At 72.3% G+C, this 14,639-nt stretch carries 14 protein-coding genes; 9 read left to right on the top strand and 5 right to left on the bottom strand.

What is annotated here, in order from left to right; genetic code table 11:
- Nucleotides 1–29 precede the first annotated feature (29 nt).
- The 3 genes from ABEB07_RS34725 to ABEB07_RS34715 form a co-directional block, all read right to left on the bottom strand.
- Nucleotides 30–944, bottom strand: coding sequence for a HipA family kinase (locus ABEB07_RS34725; protein WP_345672143.1), 915 nt, complete (start codon nucleotides 942–944; stop codon nucleotides 30–32).
- A 130-nt stretch (nucleotides 945–1,074) separates the two neighbouring features.
- Nucleotides 1,075–2,595, bottom strand: coding sequence for a catalase (locus ABEB07_RS34720; RefSeq protein ID WP_176151052.1), 1,521 nt, complete (start codon nucleotides 2,593–2,595; stop codon nucleotides 1,075–1,077).
- A gap of 128 nt (nucleotides 2,596–2,723) precedes the next feature.
- A complete protein-coding gene (locus tag ABEB07_RS34715; protein WP_425589135.1) occupies nucleotides 2,724–4,211 on the bottom strand; it encodes an IucA/IucC family protein in 1,488 nt (495 codons plus the stop codon).
- Nucleotides 4,212–4,322: 111 nt separating this feature from the next.
- Here ABEB07_RS34715 and ABEB07_RS34710 point away from each other — a divergent pair, with 111 nt between their 5' ends.
- The 5 genes from ABEB07_RS34710 to ABEB07_RS34690 all read left to right on the top strand — a co-directional run bounded on the left by ABEB07_RS34710 (nucleotide 4,323) and on the right by ABEB07_RS34690 (nucleotide 10,431).
- Nucleotides 4,323–5,837, top strand: a complete 1,515-nt coding sequence (locus tag ABEB07_RS34710) for an IucA/IucC family protein (RefSeq protein WP_345672141.1) — start codon at nucleotides 4,323–4,325, stop codon at nucleotides 5,835–5,837.
- Nucleotides 5,838–5,955: 118 nt separating this feature from the next.
- Nucleotides 5,956–7,494, top strand: a complete 1,539-nt coding sequence (locus tag ABEB07_RS34705; protein ID WP_345672010.1) for a hypothetical protein — start codon at nucleotides 5,956–5,958, stop codon at nucleotides 7,492–7,494.
- 38 nt (nucleotides 7,495–7,532) lie between these two features.
- On the top strand, nucleotides 7,533–8,276 hold the full coding sequence (locus tag ABEB07_RS34700; RefSeq protein WP_345672009.1) for an NUDIX hydrolase: 744 nt from the start codon (nucleotides 7,533–7,535) through the stop codon (nucleotides 8,274–8,276).
- Nucleotides 8,277–8,350: 74 nt separating this feature from the next.
- Nucleotides 8,351–9,616, top strand: coding sequence for a VWA domain-containing protein (locus ABEB07_RS34695; protein ID WP_345672008.1), 1,266 nt, complete (start codon nucleotides 8,351–8,353; stop codon nucleotides 9,614–9,616).
- Nucleotides 9,616–10,431: a hypothetical protein gene (locus ABEB07_RS34690; RefSeq protein ID WP_345672007.1), complete on the top strand. Its 816-nt coding sequence runs from the start codon at nucleotides 9,616–9,618 to the stop codon at nucleotides 10,429–10,431. The genes ABEB07_RS34695 and ABEB07_RS34690 overlap by 1 nt, the downstream gene beginning before the upstream one ends.
- A gap of 60 nt (nucleotides 10,432–10,491) precedes the next feature.
- On the opposite strand, the gene ABEB07_RS34685 is transcribed toward ABEB07_RS34690, so the two are convergent.
- Nucleotides 10,492–11,118: a winged helix-turn-helix transcriptional regulator gene (locus tag ABEB07_RS34685; protein WP_345672006.1), complete on the bottom strand. Its 627-nt coding sequence runs from the start codon at nucleotides 11,116–11,118 to the stop codon at nucleotides 10,492–10,494.
- Nucleotides 11,119–11,199: 81 nt separating this feature from the next.
- Between ABEB07_RS34685 and ABEB07_RS34680 the strand changes: the two genes are divergently transcribed.
- Entirely contained in the window at nucleotides 11,200–12,408 is a 1,209-nt protein-coding gene (locus ABEB07_RS34680) for a pyridoxal phosphate-dependent aminotransferase (RefSeq protein ID WP_176151044.1), read from the top strand.
- A 10-nt stretch (nucleotides 12,409–12,418) separates the two neighbouring features.
- Nucleotides 12,419–12,943, top strand: coding sequence for a hypothetical protein (locus ABEB07_RS34675; RefSeq protein WP_345672005.1), 525 nt, complete (start codon nucleotides 12,419–12,421; stop codon nucleotides 12,941–12,943).
- A gap of 5 nt (nucleotides 12,944–12,948) precedes the next feature.
- On the opposite strand, the gene ABEB07_RS34670 is transcribed toward ABEB07_RS34675, so the two are convergent.
- Nucleotides 12,949–13,404, bottom strand: coding sequence for an ATP-binding protein (locus tag ABEB07_RS34670; protein WP_345672004.1), 456 nt, complete (start codon nucleotides 13,402–13,404; stop codon nucleotides 12,949–12,951).
- Between the two features lie 157 nt (nucleotides 13,405–13,561).
- On the opposite strand from ABEB07_RS34670, the gene ABEB07_RS34665 reads away from it, so the two are divergent.
- Both ABEB07_RS34665 and ABEB07_RS34660 read left to right on the top strand, forming a co-directional pair.
- The gene (locus ABEB07_RS34665; RefSeq protein ID WP_345672003.1) at nucleotides 13,562–14,422 is read left to right on the top strand and encodes a helix-turn-helix domain-containing protein; all 861 of its coding nucleotides are present in this window, start codon (nucleotides 13,562–13,564) and stop codon (nucleotides 14,420–14,422) included.
- Nucleotides 14,422–14,622, top strand: coding sequence for a DUF397 domain-containing protein (locus ABEB07_RS34660; protein ID WP_345672140.1), 201 nt, complete (start codon nucleotides 14,422–14,424; stop codon nucleotides 14,620–14,622). The genes ABEB07_RS34665 and ABEB07_RS34660 overlap by 1 nt, the downstream gene beginning before the upstream one ends.
- Nucleotides 14,623–14,639: the final 17 nt, after the last annotated feature.

Raw genomic sequence — 14,639 nt, 5'->3', positions numbered from 1 at the left:
CACGTGTGCCCGGACCGTGCGCCGGGCGGCTACTCCAGGTGGACCGACCAGTCCTGTTCCGCGGCCGGCTTGCCGTGCAGATCGGGGACCCGCTTGAGCCAGTCGGGCCGGCCGGCCTGGGTCCGCGCCGCGCGCCGGGCCTCCTCGGCGGCCAGCTCGGCGCGGCCGGGGAAGTCCGTGGGCAGCCAGGCCGCGGAGGCGGCCACCCGGGCGGCGAGGTAGTCGACGTAGGCGGCGCGGACCTGCTCGGGGCCCGCGAAGTCCGGCTCCTCCGCCAGCCAGGCGTCCGGCACCCGCGCGAGGACGGTCCGCAGCAGTTCCCGCGTCACCAGCGGCGCGAGCCGCGCGTCCGCCGCCCGGACGTCCGGCGCGTACTGCCCGAGGGCGTGGTGCCGGAAGTCGTACGCCTTCGCGGGCTCCGAGGTGTCCCAGCGGTGGTGGAAGACGAGGGCAGCGCCGTGGTCGATCAGCCACAGGCGCGGCGGCACGGTGCCCGACGTCGGCCAGATCATCAGGTTGGAGCTGTGGACGGTGCGGTCCACATTGGCCGTCAGCGCGTCCAGCCACACGATCCGGCCGGCCTCCAGCGGATCGACCGCGAAGCCCTTGGCGGCCTCGGGGGTGAAGTCGCGGGCGCCCGGCAGAAAGTCCATGCCGAGGTTGACGCCGGGGCTGGCGTTCAGCAGGTCGCGCACCTCCTGGTGCGGTTCATGCGCGGCCAGCTCGGGGTCGAAGTTCACGAGCACCAGTTCGGGGAAGCGCAGCCCGAGGGCGCGCGCCAGCTCGCCCACCACCACCTCGGCCACCAGCGCCTTGCGGCCCTGCGCGGAGCCGGTGAACTTCACGACGTACGTGCCGAGGTCGTCGGCCTCCACGACGCCGGGGACGGAGCCGCCGGAGTGCAGGGGCTCGACGTAGCGGGTCGCGGTGACCTCTCTCAGCATCGTCGCGTCCCCCGCCGGTCGTCCGTCCCGCACGACGCCAGCATAGTGACCGGGCGCGACGGGGGCGCGCTCGCGGGCGTCCGGGCCGTCGACCGACGGCCCGGACGCCCGCTGCGGCGTTCCCTCGCCGTTACGCCTTGTGCTGCATCGAGCTGCGCGCCGGGTTGCTCTGCTCGGCGGCCTTCGGGTCCTTCTCGCCGGCCTTGGCGCGCACCCCGGCGGCGATGCGCTTGCCGATGTTCTCGTCGATGTTCGTCCAGTACTCGAAGGCGCGTTCGAGTACGGGCTCGCTCACGCCGTTGAGGAGGTGGCCCACCACGTTGTCGACGAGGCGGTCGCGAGCGGCGTCGTCCAGCACCTCCCGCACCATCGTGCCGGGCTGCCCCCAGTCGTCGTCCTCGGGGTGGGAGACGTAGGCGGCCCGGGTGATCTCGCCGTCGGCCGTCCAGCTCGGCGGCGAACCGTAGCGCTCGGTGTCGGCGGCGGGGCCGCCCTTGGAGTTCGGGGCGTACACCGGGTCGGTGGTGTACCGGTAGGCCATCGCCCCGTCCTTGGAGTACGTGTGGACGTCGACGACCGGGGCGTTCACCGGCAGCTGCTGGTAGTTTGCGCCGATGCGGTAGCGGTGCGCGTCCGCGTAGGAGAACAGCCGGGCCAGCAGCATGCGGTCCGGGCTCGGGCCGATGCCGGGGACGAGGTTGTTGGGCTGGAACGCCGCCTGCTCGATCTGGGCGTGGTTGTCGGTGGGGTTGCGGTCCAGCGTCATGCGGCCGACCCGGATCAGCGGGTAGTCGCCGTGCGGCCACACCTTGGTCAGGTCGAACGGGTTGAAGCGGTAGTGCGCGGCCTCCTCGTACGGCATCACCTGCACGTACAGGGTCCAGCTCGGGTAGTCGCCGTCCCGGATGTGCTCGAAGAGGTCGCGGGTGTGGTAGTCCGTGTCCGCCGCGGCCATCTGGTCACCCTCGTCCTGGGTGAAGAACTCGATGCCCTGGTCGGTCTTGAAGTGGTACTTCACCCAGAACCGCTCGCCGTCGGCGTTGATCCACATGTACGTGTGCGAGGTGTAGCCGTTCATGTGGCGCCAGCTGCGCGGGATGCCCCGGTCGCCCATCAGCCAGGTGACCTGGTGCGCGGACTCCGGGGAGAGGGTCCAGAAGTCCCACTGCATGTCGTGGTCGCGCAGGTTGTTGTCCGCGCGGCGCTTCTGGGACCGGATGAAGTGCTGGAACTTCATCGGGTCCTTCACGAAGAAGACCGGCGTGTTGTTGCCGACCATGTCGTAGTTGCCTTCGCTGGTGTAGAACTTCACCGCGAAGCCGCGCGGGTCGCGCCAGGTGTCCGGGCTGCCGCGCTCCCCGGCGACGGTCGAGAACCGGGCGACGAGGTCGGTGCGGACGCCGGGCTGGAACAGGGCCGCCTTCGTGTACGCGCTGACGTCGTCGGTCACCTCGAAGTGACCGAAGGCGCCGCTCCCCTTGGCGTGCGGCTGGCGCTCCGGGATCCGCTCCCGGTTGAACTGCGCCATCTGTTCGATCAAATAGGCGTCCTGGAGCAGGATCGGTCCCCCGGGGCCCACGGTGAGCGAATGCTCATCGCTCTCCACCGGTGCCCCGGAGTCAGTGGTCGTGGCAGGTCGGATCTCCGTCATGGGTCGCCTTTCCTGGTGCTTCAGCAGCGGCGTCGCGACTGTCGCGTGACCCGTGACGGGCGGCCCAAACACCTTTTCTCCCGACTGCCCCGGGCGACTCGGCCGTCCGGGGCGGTCGCCGGCGGCTCCTACGCCCGCGCCAGCGGGTTGCGCAGCGGGCGGTAGCGGGCGGCGGCGCCGTCCGCGCCCGTCCAGCGCAGCAGCAGGTTGGTCTTGCCGGGCAGGGTCGGCGCGGTGAGCAGGGCGGGGATCTCGGGCAGGTCGGCGCGCAGGGACAGCTCGCGGCGGACGGCGGGCCACGGGTCGAAGCCGCGGTGGCGCTCGACGAGGGCGGCGGCGATCTCGGCGAGGTGGTTGACGACCAGGCAGTACACCAGCCGCTCCCAGCCGGCCGCCCGGTCCGTCCCGGGCAGCAGCTTCACGCCCTCCGCGTCCCGGAACAGCGCCTGCACGGGCAGCCCGGCCGCGTCCACGGCGATCAGCGAGTTCTGGAGGTGGGCCTCCAGGACGACGCCGTGGTCGGCGAAGGCCGCCAGCGCCGGCGGCACGACCTGGCGCAGATACGCCGCCCACCAGCGCTCCGGGTCCCTGACGGCGTCCAGCGGGTTGCCGTCGAAGCCCTCGGCGAGGGCGGCGGCGAGCAGCACGGTCGTGCCGGGCAGCGCGTGCCGGGCCAGTCCGTCGCGGACGACGACGGCCAGTTCCTCGAAGGCGAAGGCGGCGGTGCGGTAGCCGCGGTCGCTGAGCCAGGCCGCCGGGCCGTCCAGGCGGGCGAAGGCGGCCACGGCGGCCGTGTCGGTGCGGCGCAGCCTCAGCAGGTCGTGCCGCCACAGCCGGCGCACGTCGTTGGTGATCCGCACGTCCAGGCTGAACTTCAGGAACAGATCGTGCTCGGCGGCGTGCACGGTGCGCACGGCAGCGGTCGGGCCGACCTCGAAGGGGGTGCGGCCCAGCCGCAGCAGCCGGCCGTCCGCGAACGCCCCGGCGAGGGCGCCGGCCGCCAGCTCCAGCTGCCAGGGGTGGGCGGGCAGCAGCCGGTAGCCGGGCGGCGCCTGGCCGAGCGCGTCCAGCGCCGAGGTGTCGCCCTCCTCGGCGACCAGGTCCTCGCGCACGGCCAGCAGCGCCAGCGGGAAGCGGGCGTACGCCTCGGGCGCGTACGGCAGCCAGGAGGCGACCGGGCCGCCGCCGCGCGCCTTGGGCGCCGGGTGGTAGGGGTGTCCGGTGACGAGGGACTGCTCGGAGCGCAGGTAGGGGTCGGCGGGCGGGACCGCCGTGTCGCGGGCGGCGAGCAGCGCCGCCACCGCCTCCCGGCTGTCGATCATCTCGGCGGGCAGTTCGTCGTTGCTCAGGCCGGTGTGCCGGCGCAGTTCCTCGGCGACGAGTTTGACCAGTTCCGGGTGGCCGACGCGCTGCCAGCCGCCGTCCGCGCGGATCTCGGGTTCGGCAGGGCGCCGCCCGGCGCGCACCCGCAGCAGCCGGCCGCTGCCGGGCAGCCGGTAGGCCTGCCGTCCGCCGGGGTCCGGACAGGGCTGCGCCAGTTCGCGGATCAGGCAGTTCAGCAGGGGCGCTGCGGCGTACGCGTCGGCACGCGCTCCGGCGTCGGCGCTGAGGGGCATGGGCTTGACGCGTTCCATTCGTTCCCTACGTCCACACGGTGCGGTGTGATCAGTATGGCTGCCCGGTGCGCGCTACCGTGACGCCCCGACCCGCTACCGAGGAGCCCGATGGTGCCCCGTCCCCCGAGCGCCGAGACCGAGATCGGCGACGAGTTGGCCGCCGTACGGCCCGCCCTGGCCGCACGGTACGCGCGGGCGCTGCCCGGCGCGCGGGCGGCGGTGCTGACCCGGCTGTGGCGGGCGCTGGCGTACGAGCCGCTGCCGTGGGTCACGGGCCGGGAGCGGGTGCGCGACGGCCTGGTCCTGCGGCTTTGCGACGGCCGCGCGCTCAGCGGCCCGGCCGCCGACCCGTACGCGACGGCCGCCTACGTGTCCGAGGTGCGCCTCGGCGGCGCGCGCTACGCCGATCCGGCGCGTCTGACGGCCGCCCTGGCCGTGCCGCACGGCGAGGCGTTCGCCGCCGAACTGGCGCACAGCGTCGCCTCGTTGGCGCTGTCCCGGGCCAGCCGGCCGGCGCCCGCCGAGCATCACCCGAACGGGTGGCCCGCGACCGACTGGGAGTGGGAGCAGCGGGTGGTGGACGGGCATCCCTTCCATCCCAACTGCCGTTCCCGGCCGGGTTTCTCGGTGGCCGAGCAACTGGCGTACGGGCCGGAGCACGGGCCGCTGGTGGAGCTGCGCCTGCTGCCGGCGCCGGAGTCGGAGTGCGTGGTGAGCGGGGTGTGGCCGGACGAATTCCGTGCCGGGCGGGACCTGTTGGTGCCCGTGCATCCGTGGCAGGCGCGGCACGTGCTGAAGCGGGCCGGCGAGGGCGCGGGCCTCGTGGCGCATCCGCTGATGTCGCTGCGCACGCTGGCCCTGCCCCACGGCCCGCACGTCAAGACGGCGCTGTCGGCGCGGCTGACGTCGTCGGTGCGGGACATCTCGGTGGGCTCGGTGGCGGCCTCGGCGGCGCTGTCGGACTTCGCCGGGGAGCTGGCCGCCCGTACGGACGGGCTGCTGTGCTTCACCCGGACCCTCGGCGCGGCCGCCGCCGGCACCCCGGATCTGGCGGCGTTGTGGCGCGAGTCGCCGCGCGCGTACGCCGAGCCGGGCGAGCAGGTGCTGCCGGTGGCGGCCCTCGCCACCACCGCCTGGCCCGACTCCCCCGCGTGGACGGCCCGTTTCGCGCGGCTGGCCCTCACCGCCGGTCTGCGGCTGCTGGAGCTGGGCGTGGCCCTGGAGGCGCACGGGCAGAACCTGCTGGTGGTGCTGTCCGCCTCGGGCGCGCCGCTGCGTCTGGTCTACCGCGACCTGGCCGACATCCGGGTGAGCCCGGCCCGGCTGCGCCGACACGGCGTGCCGGTACCGGAGTTGCCCGAGCGCAACCTCACCGACGATCCCGTCGCCCTGCGCCGCAAGCTGTTCGGCTCGCTGGTGGCGGGCGCGCTGGCGGGCACGGCCGGATCGGGCCCGGCGCTGCGCGCGGCCGTGGCGACGGCCCTGGAGGACCTGCCGGACTCGCCCGACGTACGGGCGCTGCGCGAGGAGCCCTGGCCGGCCAAGGCGCTGACGCTGATGCGGCTGTCGCCGGGGCGGGCGGGAGACCTCTGGACGGGGCTGCCCAATCCCGTCCGGGGCGGGTGAGGCGCCCGGCTGGAAATCGGCGGTCGTGTATTACGAATACGACATGTTGCCCCTTCCCGCCCGTCCGGGGATGTACGTGTGAGGAGTTCGCAGGCCACGAGAGTCTCGAGAGCAGAAGATGACTGACGTCAACAGCAGTGACGGTCTGATGACGCCGATCCGCCCCGAGCAGCTGGAGCCGGGGGCGGTGATCGCGCAGTCGCTGGACAACCAGTGGGTCCCGGCCCGGCTGGCCAAGGTCATGATCGCGCGGGGCCAGTCCCTGGACCAGGTCGGGCGGCAGCGGAACCAGGAGGTGCGGGCGGAGTACTTCCGCAGTCTCATCAACGCGAGCCAGGTGGTGATCAACCGCGCCTACTTCTACAACAACGACGCGATCAACCACGACTTCGCGCTGGAGGGGGAGAGCCGGACGGCGCACCAGCGGCTCCTGGCGTCGGGGGCCATCGTGCCCTTCCTGCTCAACGAGCGGCATCCGGCCGAGGAGCCGCCCGCCCATCTGCACCTGCGGCGCGACGGGTTCACCGCCTGGCAGGAGACGCTGGCGGGGATACCGGCCACGGACCGGGTGCGCTGTGTGCGCATGTCCTGGGACGGCACCTCGGGCGACCAGGAGAACCGGGAGCGGACCCGGGTCCGGCTGTTCCAGCCGTTCGCCGAGAAGGTCCAGGGACTGACCGCCAAGGACATCGACGTCCTGGCCGCACAGGTCGGTGTGGACCGGCAGGACGCGGACCGGTTCGGACGGCGGCTCGGCGAGATCGTCGCCTTCAGCAATGACCTGAGCGTGCGCCGGGAGTCGGTCGTGCGCAACACCCTCTACGAGGAGTTCGTCTCGGCGCCGGGGACGAACATCGCGGAGGGCAGATACGACCGGGGCAAACCCTTCGCGGCGGAGATCAAGCAGCTCCTCGACCTGATCTACAACGTCAACCTGGCCGACGCGCTGGGACGTTACCCGCTGACCCCGGTGGGCAGCCTGCGCCGGGTGGTGCTCCAGGAAGCCCGCGAGGCCAGGAGCACCGCCGGGTTCGTCGAGGACCCGGAGCAACTGCTGACGCTGTTGCGGCGGCAGTCCTTCGCCGCCGTCCAGGACCAGCTGACGCCGTCCGCGGTGAACGCGCTGTCGCTCCAGGACATCTGGCGGCTGCGGCAGACCTCCGCGTGGAACGGGTACATCCGGGCGTTCGGCGACCTGACCGCCGATCCCGGCGCCTTCCAGGACTCCGTGGGCCTGGTCTTCGACCGCTATGTCGGGCTCAACGCGGAGATCCTCGAGCTGGCCCGGGAGCACGGCCGGGCACGGCCGGCCCCGTGGCGTCCGGTGGTCGAGGTGGTGGTCACCGTGGGGGCGGCCGTGTTCACGGCCGTCAGCGGCAACGACGTGTGGGAGGTGGCGGGTTCGGTCCTGCCGCTCACGGTGAGCGGGTCGCTGACGGGGTCGGTGCAGCTGGTGCTGCGCAACCGGATCGCCGGGCGGCAGCAGCAGCGGTTCGCCCGTGAGATAGCCGCCGTACGGCTGGCCAGTGAACGAGAATGGGCGCAGTTCCACGACTTGGTGCGCCAGCTGCCCGGCTACCGGGACGCGGCCGGCCCCGGCGCCACCGGCACGGCGTCCACGACCACTCAGGACAACGAAGACCTGCCCGAATACTGAACGCGGAGTACGCCCTTGCACAGCCTGCGAGACACCCGATGAGCCGCTACGAGTCCCTGCGCCGGGCCGTCCCGGAGTGGTTCCGCAACGAACCCGGGGCGATCGAGATCCTGACGGATCCGGAGCTGGTCCGCCGGGCCCGGCGGCAGGCCGCCGGGAGCGGGCAGAGCCGTTCCCCGGGCCGGTTCGGCGCCTTGCGGGAGCGGCTGAGGGCGGCGGTGCGGCCGGTGCCGACCGGTGTGGTCTCGGCCAATCGGCACCTGTGGTACCTGCGGGACGCCGTGCGCTTCCCCGACGGCCGGCTGGGCCTGTACGACCGGATCCTGCCGCCGCCCGGCGCCTCCCCCGGCGTGGTGGTGCTGCCGCTGCTCGGACCGGAGGGGAAGGTCGTGCTGATCGAGCACTACCGGCACGCCACCCGGGCGTGGCACCGGGAGGTGGTGCGCGGCTTCGGGGACCCGGGGGCCACGGACGAGGAGAATGTCGCGCGGGAGCTGCGGGAGGAGATCGACGCGACGCCGACGGCGGTCGTCCCGCTCGGTGAACTCGACCCCGACACGGGTCTGTTGGGCCACCGGGTCCGGCTGTACGCGGCCCGGGTGGACGGCTTCGGCGATCCGGAGCGGGGCGAGGGGATCCGGCGGGCCGTCACGGTGAGCGCGGCCGAGGCGGAGGCGATGGTGGCCGACGGGCGGATCACCGACGGGTTCACCGTCGCGGCGCTGTACCGGGCGCGTCTCACGGGCCTGCTCGGCACGGCGTCACCCGGCGGGCCGAGCTGACGGCGCGCCGGAAGTCGGCGTCACCGGCGGCCGTCGTTTTGAAGGTGGGCGGGTTTGGTCAATAGGATCCGCCGATGATCACAAGACAACGGCTGGCGGCAGGAGTCTGTGCTCTGCTCGCCGCCCTGACGGCCGGGATCGCCTTCCCCGCCGGCGCGGTCGCCGACGAGACGGACGGGCAGGCCGCACCCAAGGTCGAACTCGTCCTGGACGTCAGCGGTTCCATGCGCGCCCGCGACATCGACGGCGGGACGCGGATGGCCGCGGCGAAGCAGGCGTTCAACGAGGTGCTCGACGCGACCCCCGAGGAGGTCCAGCTCGGCATCCGCACGCTGGGCGCCAACTACCGCGGCAACGACCGCAAGGAGGGCTGCAAGGACACCGCGCGGCTCTACCCGGTCGGCCCGCTGAACCGCACCGAGGCCAAGACCGCGGTCGCGACGCTGAGCCCGACCGGATGGACGCCGATCGGTCCCGCGCTGCTGAAGGCCGCGACCGACCTGGAGGGCGGCGACGGCACCCGCCGCATCGTCCTGATCAGCGACGGCGAGGACACCTGCCAGCCGCTGGACCCGTGCGAGGTGGCCCGCGAGATAGCCGCCAAGGGCATCGGCCTGACCATCGACACCCTCGGCCTGGTGCCCGACGCCAAGACCCGCGACCAGCTCAGCTGCATCGCGGACGCCACCGGAGGCACCTACACCGACGTACGGCACAAGGAAGAACTGAGCGACAAGGTCGGCGAGTTGGTCGACCGGGCCGCCGATCCGGTGGTCACTCCGGTGGCCGTCCAGGGCGCCGCCGACTGCGCGAAGGCGCCCGAGGTGAAGTCCGGTCTCTACACCGACCGTGAGGAGTTCGGGCAGCAGCGCTGGTACCGGGTGGACGTGCGGCCGGGCCAGGAGCTGCGTGCCTCGGTGAGCGTCGCCGACGACCGGGCGGTGAACCCGGACTACGGGGTGCTGCTGCGGGCCGTGACGCTGCACGGCCGGGAGATCGTGCGCGGCGAGGCCGCGGGCACCGGCCGTACGGACGTGATCTCGACGGGTCTGCGCTACCCGAAGGCCGGGAGCGACGACGACGACGCTCCGGCGGAGACCGTGTGCCTCCAGCTGACCAACTCCTACTCGGCGGCGGCCGGGGTGAAGACGACGCCGGGTCTGCCGCTGGAGCTGACCGTGGACGTGGTGGACGGGCCGAGCAAGGCGCACGACGTGGCGGCCTTCGGTCTGGGCCGCGGCTGGTGGCTGCTCGGACTGTTGGTGGTGATCGGCTTCCTGGCCGGACTGGTCTGGGGCTGGCTCTCGCGCTGGCGGGTCGCGATCTGGAGGACGAACTGATGCGTTGTACACGAGTGTTGAGCGCGGCACTGCTCGCCGTCGGCCTCGCCGCCGGCACCGCGGCCGCCGACTCCTCCCCCACCCCGAGCCCGTCCGGCTCCGGCGACGCGCCGACCCGGGCCGGCACGTCGTTCCGCACGGCGACGGAGATCGAGCAGGGGCAGCGGGCGACCGCCTCCGGCTCCACGGGCGACTATCTGTACTGGTCGTTCCCGGCGGACGCGGGCGAGCGGCCCACTGTGAAGGCGACGGTGAAGCTCTCGGACCAGCACACCGCGCAGACCTGGCAGCTCGACGTCTACGACGGCCTGCGCCGCCGCCAGTCGTGCCAGTACGGCGCGCAGACCCGCACCGCCGCCGCGGGCACCGCCTCGGTGGAGCTGGCCTGCGTGCTGCGCACGGTGCGGGCCTGGTCGGAGCCGTGGGCCGACGACCCGCTGCCCGGCACGTACTACGTCCGGCTCACCGCGGTCGGCCTCCAGGCGTCCGACCTCGGCCAGCCGGTGAACGCCGAGGTGCGGGCGGACGCCAAGCACATCGGCGGCCCGGCGGCCGTGGACGGCTCGCTGGCGCAGCCGCTCGTCCCGGGCGTCGCGGTCAAGTCCGCGCAGCAGGACGGCGACGCGGCGGACGGCTCGAAGAAGCACGCCGTGCTGTCGAGCATCGAGCCGGACGGCGGCTGGTCCTCCCACTGGTGGTCCGACCGCTGGGTGTGGAGCGGCGTCGGCGCCGTGCTGGCCGCGCTCGCGGGCATCGGCGGGTACGCGCTGACCCGGGGTTCGGGACGACCGTCCCGGGTGCCGCCGAGCGCCTGACGCAACGTCATTTCCTCACATAGGAAGGCCCGTTCTCCCCGGAGGACGGGCCTTCGGCCGTCAGGCCTCCCGCAGCGCCTTGGCGAGCGCGCCGTCGCCGCTCACCTCCACCCGCCCGTCGCGCACCGCGTCCGCGAGGGCCAGCTCGCCGCGGGCGACGGCCGTGCAGACGGCGTGGTCGAGCACCAGCCGGGCGTCGGGCTCGCCGGGCGCCGGGCCGTCGCCGTAGACCGGACCGCTCACGGCGCCGACGTGGAGGTGGAACACGCCCTCCTCCAGGCGGACTTCGACGAGTCCCTCGCCGTCGAGCGCCCGCAGCAGCGGCAGTGCGAACCAGTGGGCGCGCACCGCGTCGGTGGGGCGCGGCTCGCCGAGTTCGGGGCGGCCCCACTCGCCGAGCGCCTGGAGCACGGGCAGCAACGCGCGTCCGCGCTCGGTGAGTTCGTAGACGTAGGCGGCGCCGGGCGGGGGCAGCCGGCGGCGGCCGGCGAGTCCGTCGCGCTCCATGTCCTTCAGCCGTGAGGCGAGCACGTCCGTGCTGACTCCGGGCAGGTCCGCGTGCAGGTCGGTGTAGCGGCGGGGGCCGGCCAGCAGTTCACGGACGATCAGCAGCGTCCAGCGGTCGCCGACGAGGTCGAGCGCGCGGGCGGCGGAGCAGTACTGGTCGTAGCTTCGGCGAGGTGGCATGCGACGCAGTCTAGACATGTCGTTGGACTTTCCAAGCTCCTACTTGGTAAAACCAAGCAACACGAGTTCCCGGAGGGGCGCATGGAGTTCCGGCAGTCGAACAAGCTCAGCGAGGTCTGCTACGAGATCCGCGGTCCGGTGATCGAGCACGCCAACGCACTGGAGGAGGCGGGCCACAGCGTCCTCAGGCTGAACACGGGCAACCCGGCGCTGTTCGGTTTCGAGGCGCCGCAGGAGATCGTCCAGGACATGATCCGGATGCTGCCCCAGGCGCACGGCTACACCGACTCGCGCGGCGTCCTGTCCGCGCGCCGCGCGGTGGCCCAGCGCTACCAGGAGCGGGGCCTGGAGGTCGGCGTGGACGACGTGTTCCTCGGCAACGGCGTCTCGGAGCTGGTCTCCATGGCCGTACAGGCGCTGGTGGAGGACGGCGACGAGATCCTCATCCCGGCGCCGGACTTCCCGCTGTGGACGGCCGTGACGACGCTGGCCGGCGGCAAGGCGGTGCACTACCTGTGCGACGAACAGGCCGAGTGGTACCCGGACCTGGACGACATGGCCGCGAAGATCACCGACCGCACCAAGGCGGTGGTGATCATCAACCCGAACAACCCCACCGGCGCGGTGTACCCCAAGGAGATCCTGGAGGGCATCCTCGATCTCGCCCGCCGGCACGGCCTGATGGTCTTCGCGGACGAGATCTACGACCAGATCCTGTACGACGACGCCGTGCACCACTCGACCGCCGCGCTCGCCCCCGACCTGGTCGTCCTCACCTTCTGCGGCCTGTCCAAGACCTACCGGGTGGCGGGCTTCCGCTCCGGCTGGCTGGTGGTGACCGGACCGAAGCAGCACGCGCGCAGCTATCTGGAGGGCCTGACCATGCTGGCCTCCATGCGCCTGTGCGCCAACGCGCCCGCGCAGTACGCCATTCAGGCCGCGCTGGGCGGCCGCCAGTCCATCAAGGAGCTGACCTCGCCCGGCGGCAGGCTGTACGAACAGCGCACCGTGGCCTGGGAGAAGCTGAACGAGATCCCCGGCGTCTCGTGCGTCAAGCCCAAGGGCGCGCTGTATGCCTTCGCCCGGCTCGACCCGGAGGTCCACAAGATCCACGACGACGAGAGGTTCGTCCTGGACCTCCTGCTGCGCGAGAAGATCCAGGTCGTCCAGGGCACCGGCTTCAACTGGCCCTCCCCCGACCACTTCCGCATCCTCACCCTCCCGCACGCCGACGTCCTGGACACGGCGATCAGCCGGATCGGCCGGTTCCTCGGGGGGTATCGGCAGTAGGGTGCCGCTGGTGAGGCATTCGTTCAGGCGTACGAGGCGTGTGTACTGGAAGGGCGCGGTCAAGGGGCTGCTCGTCGTCGTGCTGGGGTGTGCGCTGGGGGCCTGCTCCTCGGAGCCGGCCGGGCGGCGGGTGCCGTACTGGGTCGAGGGGACGACGCCGGCGCAGGTCGCCCGGCGCATGAACACGGCGGTACCGGCGGGCGCCACCGATGTGCGGGCCGCCCGGCAGAAGGGGTTCCAGGACGACGGGCTGCTGCTCGCGTTCACGCTGCCGAGAGGTGACACCGAGGCGTTCGTGCGGGAGTTGCGGCCCGACAGTCCTCTCGGGCACCGCGCCCGTCCCCTCGCCTCCGCCGGTGACGGCGAACCGGCCGCTCCGTTCGCCCATCTCGGGCTGCCGGAACCGGAAGCGCTCGCCGACGTCACTGAGGGGCCGGTGTGCACACCCTGCCGGGGCGAGCTGAACTCGCTGACCATCGCGGTGCATCCGCTCGACGCACAGCACAGCCGGGTGTATCTCCGGGGCGTCGACTGAGGTAGTCAGGTGAGAAGCACCTCGCACCAGACCGTCTTCGTGTACGGGTCGCCGCTCGTCACTCCCCAGTGTGTCGACAGCGCCTCGACCAGCATCAGGCCCCGGCCCGACTCCGCGTCCGGAAGCGACTGCGGGAGCGCGCCCGGCGTCGGCGGCCGACTGTTCGGCCGCGCGTCCGTGACCTCGATGCGCAGCGCCGGGTCCGCCGCGTACAGGGTCAGCGTCAGGCGGAAGTCCCGGCCCCGCACCTTGCCGTGCCGCACCGCGTTCGCGGTGAGTTCCGCGACCAGCAGCGCGACCGTCCCGCTCGCCTCGCTGTCGTGCCCCCAGCCCCAGTCCGCCAGTTGCTGCGATGCCAGGCGGCGGGCCAGCCGGGCGCCTCTCGGCGTGGCCGTCAGACAGATCGTGAACTGGCCCGTGGGCGCGGTGGTCCACCCGGGGGTGGAGATATCAGCGTTCATGTCACCCAGCGTGGTGGCTCGTCACTACGCTGCACAGCCACGGCGACAGTACGCAGCGTGGCTGTCCGGGTGCTGTCCGGGTCTGTACGGGCGGCGACGCGTTACGCCGTGCACCGGCGGGGCGTTGGGGACTGGCAACACACGGAGGTGTCAGATCATGAGCGCGATGGAAGACGGTTCACAGACCGGCGACACGATGGAAGCGGGCTGGGACGACGAGGAGTCGGCGGCGGTGCTCCGCACGGTCGGCAGGGTCATCAAAAGGTTCCGCTTGCGCGCGGGGCTCACCCAGGCCGAGCTGGGCAAGGCCATCCGCTACAGCGAGGAACAGGTGTCCTCGGTGGAGCGGGGACGGCGCGCTCCCAAGGAGCAGTTCCTGTTGGATGCCGACCGGGTACTGGACGCGGGCGGCGTGATCACTGAGCTGACGAAGGACGTGGAGGAGGCCCGGTATCCGAAGAAGGTACGTGACCTGCGGAAGTTGGAGGGGGACGCGGTCGAGATCTGCTCGTACGCAAACTCCGTCGTCCATGGCCTGCTCCAGACGCCGGAGTACGCCAGAGCCTTGTACGGCACACGTCGCCCGGTCTTCGGCGAAGAGGAACTGGAACGCCTCGTCGCCGCGCGGCTGGCTCGGCAGGACATCTTCGACAGGCGGCCGGCACCCGTCTTCAGCTTCGTCCTGGAAGAGGTGACCTTGCGACGCCCTCTTGGGGACAGAATGGTCATGCGGAACCAGCTCGAACATCTGATTGAGATCGGCCAACGGCGGCACGTGGAGATCCAGGTGATGCTCACGAACACCGACGACCACGCCGGCCTCAACGGATCGATCCAGCTGATGCGGCTCAAGGAAGGGGACACGGTGGCGCACTCGGAAGCACAACTCATCAGCAGCCTCATGTCCCACCCGAAAGAGATCCAGATCCTGGAGGCTCGCTACGGCATCATCCGGGCTCAGGCTCTCACGCCCCGCAAATCGCTGACCATCATCAAAGAAGTGCTAGGAGAGACATGATGACCAACCCCGCGGCTGGAAACGATTCCGCGCTGGAGTGGTTCAAGAGCAGCTACAGCACCACCGACGGCCCTGAGTGTGTGGAGGTCGCCCACACGCCCCAGACCATCCACGTCCGCGACTCCAAGGCCGCCCAAGGCCCCCACCTCGCCTTCCCCCCGGAGGGATGGGCCGCGTTCCTCTCCTACGCCTCGGCGTAATGAGGCGGGAGTCCACA

Origin of the sequence: Streptomyces similanensis, assembly GCF_039543625.1 — a bacterium.
Taxonomy (GTDB): domain Bacteria; phylum Actinomycetota; class Actinomycetes; order Streptomycetales; family Streptomycetaceae; genus Streptomyces; species Streptomyces similanensis.
Note: the sequence above shows the minus strand (reverse complement) of the source record. Positions and strands in the feature narration are given on the sequence as shown.